We start from the raw sequence: 18,407 nt of genomic DNA, 5'->3' as shown, positions 1-18,407 counted from the left end.
CACAGCACCGTCCACTCGACACAAGGAGTTCGACATGGAATCTGTGCCCTGCACCCGCACCCGCGCAGGTGCGCGTTTCGACCCCGGCCTTGTGGAAGGCAACTGCCCCGTCTGCGGAGCCGGGGTGGGCGCCGAGAAGGGTCAGCCGGTAGCCATGCACCAGAGGGCCGGCACGCGGGAAACGTGCCCCGGCTCGGGCTCCCCTGCACTGTGACGTGCTGACACCGGCCCGCTCCTCTGTCTCACCGGGGCAGAGGAGCGGGCCCTGTCTGTTCAGCGGCTGCCAGCACTTCGCCGCCAGGATCCGCGAGAGCTCACCGCAGGTTCTGACCGGCTCCGCCTGCTCAGGGCGGGCGGAACCGGCTTCACACCCACGTGTCCAGCCACATCCGCGTCCGCCAGTCATCCAGCGGCATCGCCGTCCCCGTGTAGATCGGCCAGAAGTAGATGAAGTTCCAGGCGATGAGCAGCACGAGGACCCCCGCGCCGGTCGCCCCGATGACCCGCCGGTTGTCGGAGGAGCCCGGTGGGCCGGCGAGGGCGCCGATCATCATGGCGACCGCGAGGCACAGGAAGGGGAGGAAGACGTCGGCGTAGAAGAAGAAGATCGTGCGCTCCTGGTACATGAACCAGGGGAGGTAGCCGGCGGCGATGGCGCCCGCGATGGCGCCCGCGCGCCAGTCGCGGCGGAAGAACCAGCGCCACAGGACGTAGAGGACGGCGAAGCAGGCGGCCCACCACAGGAGGGGCGTGCCGAGGGCGAGGACCTCGCGGGGGCACTTCTCGGCGACGCCGGTGGGGCAGCCGGAGACGCCCGGGGACGGGGTCTCGTAGAAGAAGGAGACGGGCCGGCCGAGGACGAGCCAGCTCCACGGGTTGGACTGGTAGGAGTGCGGCGAGGTGAGGTGCGTGTGGAACTTGTACACCTCGTGCTCGTAGTGCCACAGGCTCCGCAGCCAGTCGGGGAAGAGCCAGGTCCAGGAGCCGCCCTTGCCGTCGACGGCGGCCCAGTTGCGGTAGTAGCCGCCGGTACCGTCGGAGGGGGAGAGGATCCAGCCGGTCCAGGAGACGAGGTAGGTCAGGAGGGCTACGGGTACGGTCGCGAGGACGGCGTAACCCGTGTCGTACCTGAGGACTGCCTGGTACGGGGTACGGGCGCCCGCGACCTTGCGCGTCCCCGCGTCCCACAGCAGCGCCATGACGATGAACGCGGCCATGAAGTACAGGCCGTTCCACTTGGTGCCGATGGCGAGGCCGAGCATGAGACCGGCGGCCCAGCGCCAGGGGCGCAGGCCGAAGCGGAAGTGGTCGCCGACGGCGGCGTCGGGGCGGTAGCGGCCGTCCGCGTCCGGCGTCAGGGACGCCGCGAGCTTCTCGCGCGCCTTGTCCCGGTCGATCACCAGGCACCCGAACGCCGCGAGGACGAAGAACATCAGCACGCCGTCGAGCAGCGCCGTACGGCTCATGACGAAGTGCAGGCCGTCCACGGCCATCAGCGCGCCCGCGAGGCAGCCGAGGAACGTCGAGCGCAGCAGCCGTCGGCCGATGCGGCACAGCAGCAGGACGGACAGCGTCCCGAGCAGCGCCGTCATGAAGCGCCAGCCGAAGGGGTTGAAGCCGAACATCAGCTCGCCGAGGCCGATGACGTACTTGCCGACCGGCGGGTGGACGACGTACGCGGCGCCCGTGGGCACCGGCACGTCGCCGTTCGAGTTGAGGATGAGCTGGTTGACGTTCTTGTCCCAGCCGACCTCGAAGCCGCGGTGGACGAGGGCCCACGCGTCCTTCGCGTAGTACGTCTCGTCGAATATCACCGCTTTCGGAGCGCCCAGGTTCCAGAACCGCAGCAGCCCCGCGAGCAGCGTCACCAGCAGCGGCCCGAGCCACGCCGACCAGCGCGTCAGCCAGGCGGAGAGCCGGTGGGAGACGCCGAGCGACTGCCACAGCCGGGGGCTGGGCTCGGCGTACGCGGGGACCAGCCGCTCCCGTACGTCCGCGACCGGCCGCCCCTGGTACCCGAACCGGCGCAGCCGCTGCGGCCACGACATACGGTCGGCCCGCCCGGACTCGTCGGGGGCGGGCCGGTGTTCCGTGGAGTCCGTGGAGGACGCGGTACTGGTCACCGCGCCATCGTAGGGAACAGGTCTGTGTGAGTCCCGTGCATCGGGAACTGCGAGGATGGAAACGTGACACCGACTCCCGCCACCCTCGTCCTTGCCGGAACTCCCATTGGGGACATCACGGACGCGCCTCCCCGGCTCGCGCGGGAGCTCGCCGAGGCCGATGTGATCGCCGCCGAGGACACCCGGCGGCTGCGGCGGCTGACTCAGGCGCTCGGGGTGACGCCCAGGGGGCGGGTCGTCTCGTACTTCGAGGGGAACGAGTCCGCGCGGACGCCGGAGCTGGTGGAGGCGCTGGTGGGGGGCGCGCGGGTGCTGCTCGTCACCGACGCGGGGATGCCGTCCGTGTCCGACCCCGGGTACCGGCTCGTCGCCGCCGCCGTGGAGCGGGACATCCGCGTCACCGCCGTACCGGGGCCGTCCGCCGTGCTGACCGCGCTCGCGCTGTCCGGGCTGCCCGTCGACCGGTTCTGCTTCGAGGGGTTCCTGCCGCGCAAGGCCGGCGAGCGGCTGTCGCGGCTGCGGGACGTGGCCGAGGAACGCCGCACCCTCGTCTACTTCGAGGCCCCGCACCGGCTCGACGACACCCTCGCCGCGATGGCCGAGGTGTTCGGCGCGGAGCGCCGGGCTGCCGTCTGCCGGGAGCTGACCAAGACGTACGAGGAGGTACGGCGCGGAGGGCTCGGGGAGCTGGCGGAGTGGGCCGCGGAGGGGGTGCGCGGGGAGATCACCGTCGTCGTCTCGGGGGCGCCGGAGCGCGGGCCCGAGGAGCTGGACGCCGGGGAGCTCGTGCGGCGCGTGCAGGTGCGGGAGGCCGCCGGGGAACGGCGCAAGGAGGCCATCGCGGCGGTCGCCGTGGAGGCCGGGATCGCCAAGCGGATCGTGTTCGACGCGGTCGTCGCCGCCAAGCACAACTCCTGACGGCCGGCGTCCGTTTTATGCCGCCCTGGGCTTCATGCCTTGGCAAAGCGGTGTCTCCGAAGGCAAAGCCCGTACGCCCCTGCCGACTCCCTTGGTAAGGAAACGCCAAATCGCGCCCAACAAAGAACAGGGCGGCTACCGGGCGGGGGCTCCCGGGCGTCCACTGAGGTGGAGGGACACGACAGGACGTCCCCCGGTCAGCGGACCTGAGGAGCTGGCATGAGCGAGATTTCAGGGCGTACCGGCCTGCGCGACGGAGCGACGGCCGTGGTCAACGAGTCCTACTCCTTCGCCTGCATGCGCTGCGGGCACGGCTGGGAGCAGTCGTACGAGATCGAGCACCACACCGACGCGGACGGCCACGAGTTCGTGATGTACGTCGCGGAGGGCAAGGTCGTACCGTCGCCGCTCTCCCGCCCCACCTGCCAGAACTGCGACGCGCACGTCGTGCGGATCATGCGGGCGGGGCAGGTGTCGTCGGTACGGGAGGCCGCGCGGCGGCCGTACAAGGTGCCGGCGGTACGGGGCGAGGCGGTCGCGGACGGCGCGGTCGCGGACGGGGCGGCGACGGAGCCGCGCGAGCCGCACCACTGGCACCTGTCCGACCTGCTGCACCCGTTCCGCAAGGCGAGCTGACGCGGGGCGACCGGCATCGGCGAGGGGGGCTCGCCGATGCCGGGGTCCCGGAGCGCCGGGGTGCCGGGGTGCCGGAGAAATCGCCGTGATCCGGTGGCGCCCCCTTCCGTAGGATCGGCACATGCCTGCGAACGCCTCCGGCAAGAACGCCGCCCCGCCCCTCCCGGAACCCCTGCGCGTGCCGGTCGCCGACTCCCACACGCACCTCGACATGCAGTCGGGGACGGTGGAGGAGGCGTTGGCCAAGGCGGCGTCCGTCGGGGTGACGACGGTCGTGCAGGTCGGGTGTGACGTACGCGGCTCCCGGTGGGCGGCCGAGACGGCGCAGGCGTACGACGCGGTCCACGCGGCCGTCGCCCTGCACCCCAACGAGGCGCCCCGCATCGTGCACGGCGACCCCGACGGCTGGTCCCGGCAGGGCGCGCGCAAGCCGGGCGGCCGGGCGGCGCTGGACGAGGCCCTCGCCGAGATCGACCGGCTCGCGGCGCTGCCCCACGTGAAGGGCGTCGGCGAGACCGGCCTCGACTACTTCCGTACGGGCCCCGAGGGCAAGGAGTCCCAGGAGGCGTCGTTCCGCGCGCACATCGAGATCGCCAAGCGGCACGGCAAGACCCTGGTGATCCACGACCGCGACGCCCACGAGGACGTCCTGCGCGTCCTGAAGGAGGAGGGCGCCCCCGAGCGCACGGTCTTCCACTGCTACTCCGGCGACGCGGACATGGCCCGCATCTGCGCCCGCGCCGGCTACTTCATGTCCTTCGCGGGCAACGTCACCTTCAAGAACGCCCAGCCCCTCCGGGACGCCGTCGCCGTGTCCCCCCTCGACCTCCTCCTGGTCGAGACGGACGCCCCCTTCCTGACCCCGGCCCCCTACCGTGGCCGCCCCAACGCCCCGTACCTCATCCCCGTCACCGTCCGGGCGATGGCGGAGGTCAGGGGGGTTGACGAGGACACCCTCGCGGAGGCACTGGGGGCGAACACGGCCCGGGCGTTCGGGTACTGAGGGGGCGCGGGAGGAACCGTCGGAGGGCGTTGACGCATGCCGCCGTCGGCGGCATCATGGCCGACTGCGTGGCCTACGCCGAACCTCCCCCGACCGTCCCCAGCGCGGTCTTCCAGCGGAGGCAAAGGGACCAGCGTCTCAGGCCGTTGTCGCAGCCCGATCGTCGTGGGCGAGGTTGCTGGGGAGCTGTCGCTCAGGGCGTGGAAGGCCGTGATGACAGCCCGTAGGAACTTCAAGCGCCGGGTGCGTGCCCGTGCCGCCAGGACCGGTGAGTCCTACACGTCCGCTCTGCGGCACTTCCGTCCGACTCCATCAGGAGACGTCATGTCGGAAGCGGGGAATCCGAGGCGCGTGCGGCTCGCCGTGGCGCAGACCGTCGTACGTGAAGACCCCCGGGACGCCGAGGCACTGCGCGAAAGCGGGCGCGAGGTCCGGGAGTTGATGCGCGAGGCCAGGGCTCGGGGGGCCAGGGTCGTGCACTTCCCGGAGGGCGCGATCTGTTTTCCGGGGAAGTTCGTGATGTCCGAGGCCGGCCCGGACGCGGTCGGCCCGGCGGACTGGGAGCGGTGCCGATGGCCCGTACTCCAGGAGGAGTTGGCCTCGATCGCCGGGCTGGCCCGTGAGCTGCGGCTGTGGACGGTGATCCCATCGGTGCACCGCCTGACCGGCCCGAACCGTCCCCACAGCAGTCTGTACGTCGTCTCCGACGCCGGCGAGGTCGTCACGCGGTACGACGAGCGGCTGCTGTCGAGGACGAAGGTCTCGTACATGTACTCGCCGGGCGTCTCGCCGGTGACCTTCGAGGTGGACGGGGTCCGTTTCGGCTGCCTGCTCGGCATGGAGATCCACTACCCGGAGCTGTTCGCGGAGTACGAGGAACTGGACGTCGACTGCGTGCTGTTCTCGACGAGCGGTACGCCGGGGAACACCGCCGCCCAGGCCCAGGGGCATGCCGCGGCCAACAGCTACTGGGTCGGCTTCGCAGGGCCCGCGCGGTACAGGGCGCCGTCCGGGATCGCCGCTCCCGACGGGGAGTGGCTCGCCCGGTGCCGGATGGACGGTTCGCCGTCGGTGGCGGTCGCGGACCTCGACGACAGCTCCGAGGCCGCCGCGGGCGCGGTGACGTACGGGCGTCCGTGGCGCCGTGAGGCGCGGTCGGGCATCTATGCGGAGCACCGGGTGAGCGACCCGCGCAGCACGGACCGGACGGCGGCGTTCTAACCGGGGACGCGGCCCGGGACGGCATCGGGGCGGTCCGCGCCACCGCGTCTCCATTCGGACAACTTTCCGTATACGCCGGTCACAGGAGCCCCTCCGGCCGCATACAGTGCGAGGCAGAGGGGCTCTTTTGAACGTGTTCAGAAGGGGCCATGGGGGACACGGGGAGGAAGTAGGCATGGCCAAGGGGGTCAAGGTCGCCGTCGTCGGGACGGTGTTCGCCGTGATGGTGGGCGGCGCCGGGTACGGCGCGTACAACCTGCTGTCGGCGGTGGAGGGCGGATCGACGGCGAAGGGGCCGGCGCCGGTGAAGACCGGGCCGCCGAGTTCCGACGAGGTCAAGGACACCGCGAAGGCGTTCTTCGCCGCGTGGGAGAAGGGGGAGGCGAGCGTCGCCGCGGGTCTGACCAACAACGCGGGCGTCGCCGGGCCGCTCTTCACCGCGTACGGGACCGAGGCGCACATCGGCGGTGTGAAGATCACGCCGGGGGCGATCACGGGGGCCACCGTGCCGTACCGGGTCGACGCGACGGTGTCGTACGGCAGCGTGTCCAAGCCGCTCTCGTACCGCAGCAGCCTCACCGTCGTACGCGGTCTCACGACCGGGAAGGCGCTGGTGGACTGGAAGCCGGCGGTGGTGCATCCGGCGTTGACGAGCGGTACGGACACGCTGGTGACGGGGGATTCGGGGGCGCCGGCGATCGAGGCGGTGGACCGGGACGGGAAGGTGCTGACGGCGGAGAAGTACCCGTCGCTGGGGGCGACGCTGGACGCGCTGCGCAAGAAGTACGGGGCGCAGGCGGGCGGCACGCCGGGGGTCGAGCTGGTCGTCAGGCACGCGCAGGCGGAGCTGCCCGACACGACGCTCGTGACGCTCGCCGAGGGCAAGGCTGGCCGGGTGCGGACGACGCTGAGCGCGAGCGTGCAGGCGGCGGCGGAGACGGCGGTGAAGAGGTACCCGGAGTCGTCGGTGGTCGCGGTCCAGCCGAGCACGGGGGACATCCTGGCCATCGCCAACAACACGGCGAACGGGTTCAACTCGGCCGTGTCCGGGGCGCGTCCGCCGGGGTCCACGATGAAGATCGTCACGGCGGCCACGCTCATCGACAACGGGCTGACCACGGCGAACGGTCCCGCGCCCTGTACGGACACGGCGATGTGGGAGGGGCAGACCTTCCACAACATCACGGGCATGAAGCCGGACGAGAGCGCGACCCTGGCGAACAGCTTCGCGCGGTCCTGCAACACCGCCTTCATCAAGTACACCGACGACCTCGCGGACGACGCGCTCACGAAGGAGGCGCAGGAGAAGTTCGGGGTCGGGCGGGGCGACTGGAAGATCGGCATCGCGTCCGTCGACGGCGAGGTCCCGGCGGTCTCCGGCCCCGACAAGGCCGCGAACCTCATCGGCCAGGGCCAGGTGCAGCTCAACCCGCTGAACATGGCGTCCATCACGGCCACCGCGAAGACAGGCACCTTCCGCCAGCCGGTCCTGGTCCCGCTCTCCTTCGACCGGCGCACGCTGGCCACCGCGCAGGGCCTGTCCTCCTCCACCTCGCGGCAACTGCGCACGATGATGCGCCGGACGGCCGTCAGCGGGACCGCCGCCGACGTCATGTCCCCGCTCGCCGGCGGCGACATCGGCGCGAAGACCGGCTCGGCTGAGACCGACGGCAACGCCACGTCGGACAGCTGGTTCACGGCGTACCGGGGCGACGTCGCGGCGGCAGCGATGGTGCAGAGCGGGGGGCACGGGGTGGACGCGGCCGGGCCGATCGTGGTGAGCGTGCTGGAGGCGGGGTGAGGGCGGCGGACGTGACGGGATGCCGCACCGGGGTTCCGGTACGGCATCCCAGGGGGGGCGGTGACTACGTGGCGTTCATGCAGATCGCCCAGACGTCCAGCCCGTTGATCGCGACGGTGTCGGCGTTGCGGAAGTAGACCCGCCAGCCCGTGCCGTCCGTGGTCGGGGCCGACTGGGTCAAGTAGAACCTTGAGGGGTCGCTGGCAGCGGCCCCCCTGATGTCGTAGCCGCCGCCGACCACGCGCTTGCCCGCGGGGCACGAGACGGTCGGGCCCACCGTGGCGCCGGCCGCGACGGCGAATGTCTGAGGGACGATCTGGTAGCCGCTGGTGGCCGGGGTGCCGGGGGCGCCCTGGGGGCCTTGGGCGCCGGTCGCGCCCGTGGCTCCGGCGGGACCCGTGGCACCGGTGTCACCCTTCGGACCCGCGGGCCCAACTGCGCCGGTGTCACCCTTCGGACCCGCGGGGCCGACAGCGCCAGTGTCACCCTTCGGACCCGCAGGACCAGCCGCGCCAGTGTCACCCTTCGGACCCGCAGGACCAGCCGCGCCAGTGTCACCCTTCGGACCCGCGGGGCCGACAGCGCCAGTGTCACCCTTCGGACCCGCAGGACCCGCAGGACCAGCAGGCCCAGTGGCCCCCGTCGCCCCCGTCGCCCCCTTCGGACCCGCAGGCCCGGTCGCCCCCGTAGCTCCCTTCGGACCCGCAGGACCCGTAGCCCCCGTAGCCCCCTTCGGCCCCTGCGCCCCGGTCGCCCCCTTCGGCCCCTGCGGCCCCCGCGGACCAGCCGGCCCCGCCGGGCCCTGCGGGCCCTGCGGGCCCCGGCAGCCCGGCTTGCAGTCGTCGTCCCCGCCACCGCCCCCCGCGACGCGGGAGATCCCGCTCCCCTGCGCGCTCGCGGCGGCCACCGCCGTACCGCACGTACCCAGCACGAGCCCCAACGCGAGGCTCCCGGAGACCACGAGCGTCATCGACCTGCGACGTTCCTGGAACATCGATCACTTTCCTTCCCGAGAGATGACAAAGCAGTGGGAACATCACGTATCCACACGAAAGCCGATGATCGACATGCCGGACGTTGCACCACACGGCCCCGCCCCGCACCCCGGACGCAGTATCAGAAACCCGCCCCCTCAGGACGCGTTCCCGGAAACGCTCACCCCCTCCGCACTCCGCCGCCTACCGTGAACACCTGCCGTACCCCGCAACACCCGCCTCGCCCACCCCTGTTGTCACAACCCCGCTACGGACGGGTGGCTGAGGTCACAAGCGCGTCACCCGGGCAGAAGGGGACCCTAGGCTGGTCGCCGTCGTTGGGGTGAGTGAGGGCTGTGGGGTCCCCGGGGAGCGCGGAGGTCACGTACGTGGGCAAGAGAAGGCGCGTCGAGGAGACGCGCGCAAGCAAGCGGCGGCCGGCCGTGGTCGGCGGCATGGCGGCCGTGGTGCTCGGCGGCGCCGCCTTCGGCGTGTACGCGCTGTACGGCGGCGGCGCGGCGGCCGAGAGCGGTACGGCGGCGTCCTCGGCCGACAGCAAGCCCAGGATCAAGACGGGCCCCCTGACGCCCGCCGAGGTGACCTCCGCGTCGACGGCGTTCCTGACCTCGTGGCAGCAGGGCAAGGTCCCGCAGGCGGCAGCGGCGACGGACGACGCGAAGGCGGCGGCGGCGCTGCTCACGTCGTACGCGAAGGACGCGCGGATCTCGGCCGTCACCCTCACCCCGGGCACGCCGGTCGGCGCGAAGGTGCCGTTCTCCGTGACGGGCATGGTCTCGTTCGACCACGTGAGCAAGCCGCTGGCGTACACGAGCGCGCTGACCGTCGTGCGCAGTACGACGACGGGCGAGCCGGAGGTCGACTGGCACGCGTCGGTCGTCCACCCGGACCTCGCGGACGGCGACTCGCTGGTGACCGGCGAGTCCGGGACACCGCCGGTGAAGGCGCTGGACCGGGACGGCGAGGAGCTGACGGCGAAGGCGTACCCGTCGCTGGCGTCGGTCCTGGACGGGCTGCGCGAGAAGTACGGCAAGAAGGCGGGCGGCAAGGCGGGCGTGGAGCTGCGGGTCGTGCGGGGCGCGGCGTCGAAGAAGCTCGACCTGTCGGACCGGACGGTGCTGGAGCTGAGCAAGGGCACGCCGGGCGAGGTGAAGACGACGATCAGCCCGGCGATGCAGGCCGCCGCCGAGAAGCAGGTCGCCGCGAAGCCGCGCGCGTCCGTCGTCGTCATGAAGGCGTCGACCGGGGAGATCCTCGCCGTCGCGAACAACGGCAAGGGCTTCAACGTCGGCTTCCTCGGCTCGCTCGCGCCGGGTTCGACGATGAAGGTGATCACGTCGTCGCTGCTGATCGAGAAGGGGCTCGCGTCGGCCGACAAGGAGCACCCCTGCCCGAAGTACTTCACGTACGGCGGCTGGAAGTTCCAGAACGACGACGAGTTCGAGATCAAGAAGGGCACGTTCAAGGCGAGCTTCGCGCGGTCCTGCAACACGGCGTTCATCAGCCAGGCGCCCGAGCTGGACAACGACAGCCTCACCAAGCAGGCGCAGCAGGTGTTCGGGCTGTCCATGGACAACTGGTCGGTGGGCGTGCCGACCTTCGACGGCTCGGTGCCGGTGCAGAAGGCCGCGCAGATGGGGGCCTCGCTGATCGGGCAGGGCGGGGTGCGGATGAACCCGCTGAACATGGCGTCGGTGTCCGCGACGGTCAAGTCGGGCAGCTTCCACCAGCCGTACCTGGTCGCGCCGTCCTTCGACGGCCGGAAGCTCGCGACGGCGTCGCGCACGATGTCCGCGTCCACGCTCGGCCAGCTGCGCGAGCTGATGAAGTACACGGCTCAGTACGGGACGGCCGCCGAGGCGATGTCCGGGATGAGCGGGGACTTCGGGGCGAAGACGGGGTCGGCGGAGGTGGACAGCCAGGAGAAGGCGAACGGGTGGTTCACCGCGTACGCCGGGGATCTGGCGGCGGCGGGGGTCGTGCAGGCGGGCGGGCACGGCGGGGACACGGCGGGGCCGATCGTGGCGGCGCTGCTGAAGATGGGGTAGCTGAAGCCGGGGTAGTTGAAGCTGGGGTAGCTCTCTAGGCGTACGTCTTCCGCAGGAACCTCGCCAGCGTCTTCGACTCGAACTGGACGACCGCGACGCCCTGCGCGGAGTGGAACTCGACCACCGCCTGGACCCGGCCGCAGGGCCATACCCGTACCTCTCCGGTACCAGCGGGGGCACGGAGTCCCTGTTCCAGGAGGGTGCGGGCGACGGTCATCCGGTGGGCGCCGGGGAGGTCGACGCGTACGGCGCGGGGATCGTCGTCGGGGTCGTACCTGAGGACTACGGGTACGGCCTCGCGCTCTGCCTCGACCAGGTCCTCGTCGGTGACGATGTGAGCGCGTGCGTACTGTTCGACTACCGACATCGGACGGCCCCTTACCGTGCGTGACCTTCGCGGAAGCTGTGCGACCGCTTCTTTAACCAATGTCGCATATTTTACGTTTTACGGAGTCGGACAGGGTGTGTTCATTGTTGTATTTCGCTCACTGACCGCTCTTGCAAGACGTTCGCAACAGGCCACATCATCGGACGGTGCATGTACCTGACGGATTCATCGACGCCCCGACCTCCGCCGTGACCGGCGCCGTCGCGGCAGGCGCGGTCGCCGTGTCCCTGCGCGGCGCACGCCGGGAGCTGGACGAGAGGACGGCTCCCCTGGCGGGGCTGGTCGCGGCGTTCATCTTCGCGGTGCAGATGCTGAACTTCCCGGTCGCGGCGGGGACGAGCGGCCACCTCCTGGGCGGCGCCCTCGCGGCGATACTCGTCGGCCCCTATACCGGGGTGCTGTGCGTCTCCGTGGTCCTCCTGATGCAGGGCATCCTCTTCGCGGACGGCGGCCTCACCGCGCTCGGCGTCAACATCACGGACATGGCGGTCGTGACGACGGTCGTCGCGTACGCCGTCTTCCGGGGCCTGGTGAGGGTGCTCCCCCGGGGGCGCCGGATGATCACCGCCGCCTCCTTCGTCGCCGCGCTCCTGTCCGTCCCGGCCGCTGCCACCGCCTTCACCCTGCTGTACGCGGTCGGCGGGACGACGGACGTCTCGATCGGCAAGGTCGCGGGCGCGATGATCGGCGTGCACGTGCTGATCGGGATCGGGGAGGCGGCGATCACCGCGCTCACCGTCGGCGCGGTCGTCGCCGTGCGGCCGGACCTCGTGCACGGGGCGCGGGGGCTCCAGGCGCCGTTGAAGCTGCGGGTGGGCGGGGAGCTGGTGGACGCGGTCGCTCCGGCGCCGTCGCCGGTCGGGGCCGTGTCCCGGAAGAAGCTGTGGCTCGGCGGACTGGCGGCCTCCTTGCTGCTGGCGGGGGTGGTGAGCTTCTACGCCTCCGCGAACCCCGACGGGCTGGAGAAGGTCGCCGCCGACAAGGGACTCGACACGCGGGTCGAGGAACACGCCGCCGCCGACTCGCCGTTGGCGGACTACGGGGTCAAGGACGTGCAGAACGCGCGGCTTTCGGGCGGGCTCGCCGGGGTGATCGGGGTGACGGTGACCGTCGTCGCCGGGAGCGGGATCTTCTGGGCGGTGCGCAGGCGGCGCACCGAGGACGTGAACTCCGTTTCGGGTACCGGGAGTTCGTGACATGGGCGCCGGGCATGCCCATCGGCTCTACCTGAAGCGGGACACGCCGGTCCACGCGCTGCCTCCGCACACCAAGCTCGCCGCCGTCTTCGCGTTCGTCGTGGTCGTCGTGTCGACGCCGCGCGAGGCCATGTGGGCGTTCGCGGTGTACGGGGTGCTGCTGGGGGTCGTCGCGTACCGCGCGCGCGTGCCCGCCGGGTTCCTGCTGCGGAGGCTGCTCATCGAGGTGCCGTTCGTCGCGTTCGCCGTGCTGATGCCGTTCGTCGCGGAGGGGGAGCGCGTCGACGTCCTCGGCCTGTCGCTCAGCGTCAGCGGGCTGTGGGGGGCGTGGAACGTCCTGGCCAAGGGGACGTTGGGGGTCGCCGCGTCCGTACTGCTCGCGTCCACCACCGAGTTGCGCGAGCTGCTCCTCGGGTTGCAGCGGCTCCGGCTGCCCCAACTCCTCGTCCAGATCGCCTCGTTCATGATCCGGTACGGGGATCTCATCACCGACGAGCTGCGGCGGATGCGGATCGCGCGGGAGTCGAGGGGGTTCGAGGCGCGCGGAGTCCGGCACTGGGGGGTGCTCGCGAAGTCGGCGGGCGCGTTGTTCATCCGGTCCTACGAGCGGGGTGAGCGGGTGCACCTCGCGATGATCAGCCGGGGGTACGCCGGGTCGATGCCGGTCATCGACGAGGTCGACGCCTCGCGCGCGCAATGGTCGTACGCCCTGGCCCTCCCGGTCGCGGCCCTCGCCGTCTGCCTGCTGGGATGGACCCTATGACCGCATCTCTCGAAGTCTCCGGCCTCGCGTTCGCCTACCCGGACGGCCATCAGGCCCTGTTCGGCGTCGACTTCAGCATCGCGCGCGGCGAACGGGTCGCGCTGCTCGGCCCGAACGGGGCCGGCAAGACGACGCTCGTCCTGCACCTGAACGGCATCCTCACCGGGGGTGCGGGGACCGTGACCGTCGCCGGACTCCCCGTCGGTAAACGGCACATGGCCGAGATCCGCCGGAAGGTCGGCATCGTCTTCCAGGACCCCGACGACCAGCTCTTCATGCCGACGGTCCGCGAGGACGTCGCCTTCGGCCCCGCCGCGGCGGGCCTCAAGGGCGCGGAGCTGGAGGCGGTCGTGGACGCCGCGCTCGACCAGGTGGGAATGCGGGAGTTCAAGGAACGCCCGCCGCACCACCTGTCCTTCGGCCAGCGTCGCCGCGTGGCTGTCGCGACCGTCCTGGCGATGTCCCCGGAGATCCTGGTCCTGGACGAGCCGTCCTCCAACCTGGACCCGGCGTCACGCCGCGAACTCGCGGACATCCTCCGCTCGTTGGACGTCACGGTACTCATGGTCACCCACGACCTCCCCTACGCCCTTGAGCTGTGCCCCCGTTCGCTGATCCTCAGCGAGGGAGTCATCTCGGCGGACGGCCCCACACCGGAGATCCTCTCCGACACCGACCTCATGCGGACCCACCGCCTGGAGCTGCCGTTCGGCTTCGATCCGCGCTCCGCGACAATGGGGACGTGACGAACGAGGAGAACCGGGCCGGGGGCGAGGGAGCGAGGGTGAGCGGCGCGGGGGCGCGGGGGGCTGCGCGCGACGGGGGGACGCCGGGGGGCGCTGGGGGGCGGGGGGCGTCGTGTGGGGAGGGGGACCGGGGGGAGTGGGCTGACACCGGGGTGGGAGAGGTGTCGCACGGGGAGAGGGACCGGGGGGAGCGGGCTCACACCGGGGTGGGAGCGGCATCGCACGAGGAGAGGGACCGGGGGCAGCAGGCTCACACCGGGGTGGGAGCGGCATCGCGCGACCAGGAAGCCCAAGTGCAGCGGGCTGACGCCGAGGCTCGGGGGCCGGGGCTCGGGGAGGAGGCAGTGCTGGGCGGCGCGGGGGTGTGGGGTCGGGCGGGGCTGCCCCGAGGACGGGAACGTGGCGAGAGGGCCACGGGGGCGGGGCCCCGTGAAGGGGGCGCGAGCCCGGAGAGTGACGGGACTTCCCGGGGCTCGGGTGGCTCCGGCGAGTCCGGCGGCGCCGCGAGCACCGGGGCCGTGCGGGAGGTGACGGTGACCGTCACACCGCCCCGAGGCCGAGGAGACGGTGAGGAGCCCCGGGGTGCCCAGAGCGCCGAAGAGGGCCAGGGCTCGGTTCGGCACGGGTCGCTGCGGCTCGACGATCAGCTCTGTTTCGCCCTGTACGCCGCCCAGCGTGCCGTGACGGCCGCGTACCGGCCCCTGCTGGAGGAGCTGGGGCTCACGTACACCCAGTACCTCGTCCTCCTCACCCTCTGGGAGCAGGGCGAGATCACGGTCAAGCACCTGTCGTCCACCCTCCATCTGGACTACGGCACCATGTCGCCCCTCCTCAGGCGCATGGAGGGCGCCGGCCTGATCCGCCGCGAACGGTCGGCGCGGGACGAGCGTTCGGTCCTCGTGTCCTGCACGGAGCAGGGCGAGGAGCTGCGGGGCAGGGCGGCACGCGTACCGGGTGCGCTGCTGTCGGCGACGGGGCTGGACGGGGTGGAAGTCGAGCGTCTGCGGGCGGAGTTGTGGGGGTTGACGGAGAGGGCGGAGGGGGCGGCGGAGAGGGCGAGGTGAAGGGGCGTAGGGGGCTGGGGACTTGGCGTACGCGACCCCGGTGACTGAAGGGACGTACGCGGCTCCGGTGCCTGAAGGGGCGTACGGGGAGAGGCGCTTCGCGTACCCGCCCCCGGTGAAGCCGACTTGGCGTACGAGGTTCAGTCCCCGCCGAGCAGCTCCCCCAGATCCCGGCTGTGCGCCCCCTCCCCCACCACCTCCAACAACGCGTCGTGCAAAGCCCCGTTGGACACCAGCACGGACCGGTCCCCCGCCAGAACATCCGCCCCCCGCAGATCACTGATCCGCCCACCGGCCTCGGTCACGATGACGGGCATGGTGGCGATGTCCTCGTACCCCATGGCGGGCCCGGCGATGACGGCCGCGTCAGCCCGCCCGGTCGCCACAGCGGCCATGCACCCGGTGGACGGCACCAACAGCACGAGCCGATGCAACGCCGCGAGGATCTCCCCGCTCATCGGCATCCCGACCACCCCGACAACCGACCCGAACTCGTCCTCGTAGGCAAGGTCGTTGGAGAACAACGGCACCCGCTGCACGAAGTTGGCGGTCCCGTTGACGGGATCGACGATCCACCGCCGCCCGGACACCCCCGGCGCACCCCCAACTCCTCCCCGAACACCCCGTCTCCAGAAGCCCACCGCCCCAACTCCCCCCGAATCAACTCCTCGACCTCGACGTCGACATCGGTGACCTCACTCCCGTCCCCCTTGCGCCGCCCCCCCACCCCGCACCGAGGAACCGCTCACGAGAAACCCGCCCGGCCTCAGCCGCGAGCCGCACGGCGAAGTCGAGGAGGGAGGGATCGGCCGGAGGAAGCGCACCGTCGATACTCATACGGGCCTTCTGCCCCACCCGCCCCGGAGCCAGGCATACCGCCGCACGGGACGGGGAACGGGAGACACGCGAGGCGCGTGCACGGACCACCAACACCGTCGCATTCTGGGGGGAGTCGAGACGTGTCGCGGACAACTGGGCAGCCACAGCCGGGAGATGACTCGCAGGCACCGAACCGGCCGACTCCGTCGGCCCACCCACCGCGCTGGGCCTGGTGGGTGATCGGCATCGTGGTCCCGGTCGTGGGAACGGTGGCCACGGTCGTCGCGACCTCGGCGAAGGACAAGAACACCCCGACGGCGACTCCACCGGCGTCCAGCGCGCCGCAGTTGACGGAGAGACCCGCCAACGCCACACCGGCACCCGGGACTTCGTCCCTCACGCCCACGCCCACTCCCACCCCGACGCCCGCTCCCACCCCGGAAGCGGTCCCGCTCACCACCCTCACCCCCCTCGAAAACGCGAGCTTCGAGGTGGGCAGCGCCTCCCTGAGCGGCGATGACTACTCCGACTCCCTCGTCTCGACCCGCATGTGTCCGAGCCGGGGCAGCGTCGAGTACGACCTCGGCCGGGACTGGAAGTACCTGAGAGCTACGGCGGGCCTGGACGACAACTCGACGGTGACCACGGCGGAACTGACGGTCACCGCCGACGACCGGACCCTCTTCCATGGCTCGCTGGACCTGGGCAGGACCAGAGCGCTGAACCTGAAAATCGAGAACGCCCTACGCCTGACCGTCTCGTACAAGTTCGACGGCTGCTACGGCGGGGACACGTGGATCGCGCTGGGCAACCCGACCCTGTCCTAGCCCACCACCACTCCTCCCCACCCCCTCCACACCCCCCACCTCGCGTTACCCCCGGTTACCACCCCCGCCCCCACCGCACCTACCTACCGGCCAGTACCTTGTGCACAAGGTAACTGGGCAAACCGGGGGAGGTCCCGCCATGACAGAAGGCGCCGCTGCCGTCGACACGCGTCCGACGAAGATCATGTACGTCGCGGAGGCGACGGCGCACGGCGGTCGGGACGGGTACGTGACCAGCCAGGACGGCCAGATCGAGCTGCGGGTGGCGATGCCGCCGGAGCTGGGCGGGGACGGGAACGGCACGAACCCGGAGCAGTTGTTCGCGGCGGGCTACAGCTCGTGTTTCCACAACGCGCTGATCCTCGTCGGCAACAGGGCGGGGTACGACCTGACGGGCTCGACCGTCGCCGCGAAGGTCGGCATCGGCCCGAACAGGACCAAGGGCTACGGCCTCGCGGTCGCCCTCAGCGTCTCGCTCCCCATCCTGGACGCGGAGATCGCGGCCCAGCTGGTGGACGCCGCGCACCAGGTCTGCCCGTACTCGAACGCGACGCGCGGGAACATCGACGTAACGATTCTCCTGGGCTGACGCGGCCAAGGAATCGCAGGTCGGCCCAGGATGTTGCAGCAGACGTCGAAGGCCAACCCGAGAGGACCACGGTGAACGGCACAGTCGCCGAGGGCTACGAACCCGTGAGAGCCGCGTTCGCGCGGAACTTCGAGACGCTGGGCGACCAGGGCGCGTCGGTCGCCGTGTACCACCACGGTCGTAGAGTCGTACACCTCTGGTACGGCACCCAGGACGTCACCGGCTCCACCCCCTGGGGCGAGGGCACGGCCCAGATTGTCCGCTCGGCGACGAAGGGCGTCGCGGCGGCGGCCGTCCTCCTGCTCCACCAGCGCGGCGCCCTGGACCTGGACGCCCCGGTGGGCGCGTACTGGCCGCAGTACAAGGCGGCGGGCAAGGACGACACCCTGGTCCGCCACCTCCTGTCGCACCAGGCGGGCGTACCCGTCCTGGACCACCCCCTCACGGCGACCCAGGCGGCGGACCCGGACCTCGGCGCGGCGGCGGTCGCGGCGCAGGCCCCGGCCTGGACGCCGGGCACCGCGCACGGCTACCACCCGCACACGTTCAGCTGGACGATCGCCGAGTTGGTCCGCCGCGTCACGGGCCGCCCGATCGCGGAGTTCATCGCGACGGAGATCGCCGGGCGGGCGGGCGCCGACTTCTGGTTGGGCCTCCCGCCGGAGCAGGCGTGGCGGGCGGGCCGGACGGCGATGGTGGAGACGGCGACGGAGGCGGCGGGCACGCTGAAGTCCCGCCCGAAGCCGGCGATCACCGAGGCGTACGCGAACCCGGACTCCCTCACCCGGCGGGCGTTCGGCGCGATCGTGGACGCCGACGAGAACGACCCGGCGTACCGCGCGGCGCGGTTGCCGGGTTCGACGGGGTTCGCGACGGCGGACGGACTGGCCCGGATCTACGCCTCACTGATCGGCGAACTGGACGGCGTACCAAGGCTGTTCACCCCGGAGACGGTCGAACTGGCCCGCGCGCAGGAGTCGTCGGGCCCGGACCGCGTCCTGGTCGTCAACTCCCGTTTCGGGCTTGGGTACATGCTGCACAGCCCGGCGTCCCCGTTCCTCGCCCCGACGTCCTTCGGCCACCCTGGCCGGGGCGGCCCGCTGGCGTTCGCGGACCCGGAGTCGGGCATCGCGTTCGGATACGTCACCAACGGCTTCCGCAGGACGGTGACCGCCGACCCGAGGCCGCAGGCGCTGGTAAGAGCGGTACGTGAGTCACTCGCGGGGTGAGTGAGAGTCCTGTGCCGGGCCCGGTATGTTGGTCGGAACATGTG

General features: G+C 71.6%; 16 protein-coding genes. 13 read left to right on the top strand and 3 right to left on the bottom strand.

The annotated features are described in order from the left end of the window. Positions 1 to 365 precede the first annotated feature (365 nt). Positions 366 to 2,123, bottom strand: coding sequence for a dolichyl-phosphate-mannose--protein mannosyltransferase (locus PV682_RS40610; RefSeq protein WP_319737496.1), 1,758 nt, complete (start codon positions 2,121 to 2,123; stop codon positions 366 to 368). A gap of 63 nt (positions 2,124 to 2,186) precedes the next feature. On the opposite strand from PV682_RS40610, the gene rsmI reads away from it, so the two are divergent. The 6 genes from rsmI (at position 2,187) to PV682_RS40580 (ending at position 10,742) form a co-directional block, all read left to right on the top strand. Then, positions 2,187 to 3,041, top strand: a complete 855-nt coding sequence (gene rsmI, locus PV682_RS40605) for a 16S rRNA (cytidine(1402)-2'-O)-methyltransferase (protein WP_055718245.1) — start codon at positions 2,187 to 2,189, stop codon at positions 3,039 to 3,041. A gap of 219 nt (positions 3,042 to 3,260) precedes the next feature. Continuing rightward, the gene (locus PV682_RS40600) at positions 3,261 to 3,677 is read left to right on the top strand and encodes a hypothetical protein (protein ID WP_319737492.1); all 417 of its coding nucleotides are present in this window, start codon (positions 3,261 to 3,263) and stop codon (positions 3,675 to 3,677) included. A 121-nt stretch (positions 3,678 to 3,798) separates the two neighbouring features. Further along, the gene (locus tag PV682_RS40595; RefSeq protein ID WP_319737491.1) at positions 3,799 to 4,680 is read left to right on the top strand and encodes a TatD family hydrolase; all 882 of its coding nucleotides are present in this window, start codon (positions 3,799 to 3,801) and stop codon (positions 4,678 to 4,680) included. Between the two features lie 324 nt (positions 4,681 to 5,004). Next, positions 5,005 to 5,901: a carbon-nitrogen hydrolase family protein gene (locus PV682_RS40590; protein WP_319737489.1), complete on the top strand. Its 897-nt coding sequence runs from the start codon at positions 5,005 to 5,007 to the stop codon at positions 5,899 to 5,901. A gap of 175 nt (positions 5,902 to 6,076) precedes the next feature. Further along, on the top strand, positions 6,077 to 7,702 hold the full coding sequence (locus PV682_RS40585) for a penicillin-binding transpeptidase domain-containing protein (RefSeq protein ID WP_319737487.1): 1,626 nt from the start codon (positions 6,077 to 6,079) through the stop codon (positions 7,700 to 7,702). Between the two features lie 1,363 nt (positions 7,703 to 9,065). After that, positions 9,066 to 10,742 carry a penicillin-binding transpeptidase domain-containing protein gene (locus tag PV682_RS40580; RefSeq protein ID WP_319737485.1) on the top strand — a complete coding sequence of 559 codons (1,677 nt, stop codon included), beginning with the start codon at positions 9,066 to 9,068 and terminating at the stop codon, positions 10,740 to 10,742. A gap of 34 nt (positions 10,743 to 10,776) precedes the next feature. Here the strand turns inward: PV682_RS40580 and PV682_RS40575 are convergent, their stop codons facing one another. After that, on the bottom strand, positions 10,777 to 11,109 hold the full coding sequence (locus PV682_RS40575; RefSeq protein WP_319737482.1) for an SsgA family sporulation/cell division regulator: 333 nt from the start codon (positions 11,107 to 11,109) through the stop codon (positions 10,777 to 10,779). 167 nt (positions 11,110 to 11,276) lie between these two features. On the opposite strand from PV682_RS40575, the gene PV682_RS40570 reads away from it, so the two are divergent. From PV682_RS40570 to PV682_RS40555, 4 genes are all read left to right on the top strand, one after another. After that, positions 11,277 to 12,326: an energy-coupling factor ABC transporter permease gene (locus tag PV682_RS40570; protein WP_319737479.1), complete on the top strand. Its 1,050-nt coding sequence runs from the start codon at positions 11,277 to 11,279 to the stop codon at positions 12,324 to 12,326. A 1-nt stretch (position 12,327) separates the two neighbouring features. Continuing rightward, complete coding sequence (gene cbiQ, locus PV682_RS40565; protein WP_319737477.1) at positions 12,328 to 13,089, top strand: cobalt ECF transporter T component CbiQ; 762 nt, start codon at positions 12,328 to 12,330, stop codon at positions 13,087 to 13,089. Beyond that, positions 13,077 to 13,835 (top strand): energy-coupling factor ABC transporter ATP-binding protein, encoded by a 759-nt coding sequence (locus PV682_RS40560; RefSeq protein ID WP_319737474.1) that lies wholly within the window; start codon positions 13,077 to 13,079, stop codon positions 13,833 to 13,835. The genes cbiQ and PV682_RS40560 overlap by 13 nt, the downstream gene beginning before the upstream one ends. Before the next feature lie 629 nt (positions 13,836 to 14,464). Beyond that, on the top strand, positions 14,465 to 14,899 hold the full coding sequence (locus PV682_RS40555; protein ID WP_319737510.1) for a MarR family winged helix-turn-helix transcriptional regulator: 435 nt from the start codon (positions 14,465 to 14,467) through the stop codon (positions 14,897 to 14,899). Between the two features lie 140 nt (positions 14,900 to 15,039). Here PV682_RS40555 and PV682_RS40550 read toward each other — a convergent pair whose 3' ends face one another. Further along, a complete protein-coding gene (locus PV682_RS40550) occupies positions 15,040 to 15,489 on the bottom strand; it encodes an inositol monophosphatase family protein (RefSeq protein ID WP_319737472.1) in 450 nt (149 codons plus the stop codon). Positions 15,490 to 15,954: 465 nt separating this feature from the next. Between PV682_RS40550 and PV682_RS40545 the strand changes: the two genes are divergently transcribed. The 3 genes from PV682_RS40545 (at position 15,955) to PV682_RS40535 (ending at position 18,363) form a co-directional block, all read left to right on the top strand. Continuing rightward, positions 15,955 to 16,545 (top strand): NPCBM/NEW2 domain-containing protein, encoded by a 591-nt coding sequence (locus tag PV682_RS40545; protein WP_319737471.1) that lies wholly within the window; start codon positions 15,955 to 15,957, stop codon positions 16,543 to 16,545. A 139-nt stretch (positions 16,546 to 16,684) separates the two neighbouring features. Further along, positions 16,685 to 17,134, top strand: a complete 450-nt coding sequence (locus PV682_RS40540) for an organic hydroperoxide resistance protein (protein WP_010354950.1) — start codon at positions 16,685 to 16,687, stop codon at positions 17,132 to 17,134. A 71-nt stretch (positions 17,135 to 17,205) separates the two neighbouring features. Then, the gene (locus PV682_RS40535) at positions 17,206 to 18,363 is read left to right on the top strand and encodes a serine hydrolase domain-containing protein (RefSeq protein ID WP_319737470.1); all 1,158 of its coding nucleotides are present in this window, start codon (positions 17,206 to 17,208) and stop codon (positions 18,361 to 18,363) included. Positions 18,364 to 18,407: the final 44 nt, after the last annotated feature.

Origin of the sequence: Streptomyces niveiscabiei, assembly GCF_033794345.1 — a bacterium.
Taxonomy (GTDB): Bacteria; Actinomycetota; Actinomycetes; order Streptomycetales; family Streptomycetaceae; genus Streptomyces; species Streptomyces niveiscabiei.
This window is presented reverse-complemented; position numbering and strand designations above follow the sequence as displayed.

What these genes read in the sequence shown, in the direction of transcription:
- PV682_RS40595 (WP_319737491.1), top strand. Translation starts at nt 3,799, where the DNA reads ATGCCTGCGAACGCCTCCGGCAAGAACGCCGCCCCGCCCCTCCCGGAA.
- PV682_RS40590 (WP_319737489.1), top strand. Translation starts at nt 5,005, where the DNA reads ATGTCGGAAGCGGGGAATCCGAGGCGCGTGCGGCTCGCCGTGGCGCAG.
- PV682_RS40585 (WP_319737487.1), top strand. Translation starts at nt 6,077, where the DNA reads ATGGCCAAGGGGGTCAAGGTCGCCGTCGTCGGGACGGTGTTCGCCGTG.
- PV682_RS40540 (WP_010354950.1), top strand. Translation starts at nt 16,685, where the DNA reads ATGACAGAAGGCGCCGCTGCCGTCGACACGCGTCCGACGAAGATCATG.
- cbiQ (WP_319737477.1), top strand. Translation starts at nt 12,328, where the DNA reads ATGGGCGCCGGGCATGCCCATCGGCTCTACCTGAAGCGGGACACGCCG.
- PV682_RS40560 (WP_319737474.1), top strand. Translation starts at nt 13,077, where the DNA reads ATGGACCCTATGACCGCATCTCTCGAAGTCTCCGGCCTCGCGTTCGCC.
- PV682_RS40600 (WP_319737492.1), top strand. Translation starts at nt 3,261, where the DNA reads ATGAGCGAGATTTCAGGGCGTACCGGCCTGCGCGACGGAGCGACGGCC.
- PV682_RS40575 (WP_319737482.1), bottom strand. Translation starts at nt 11,109, where the DNA reads ATGTCGGTAGTCGAACAGTACGCACGCGCTCACATCGTCACCGACGAG.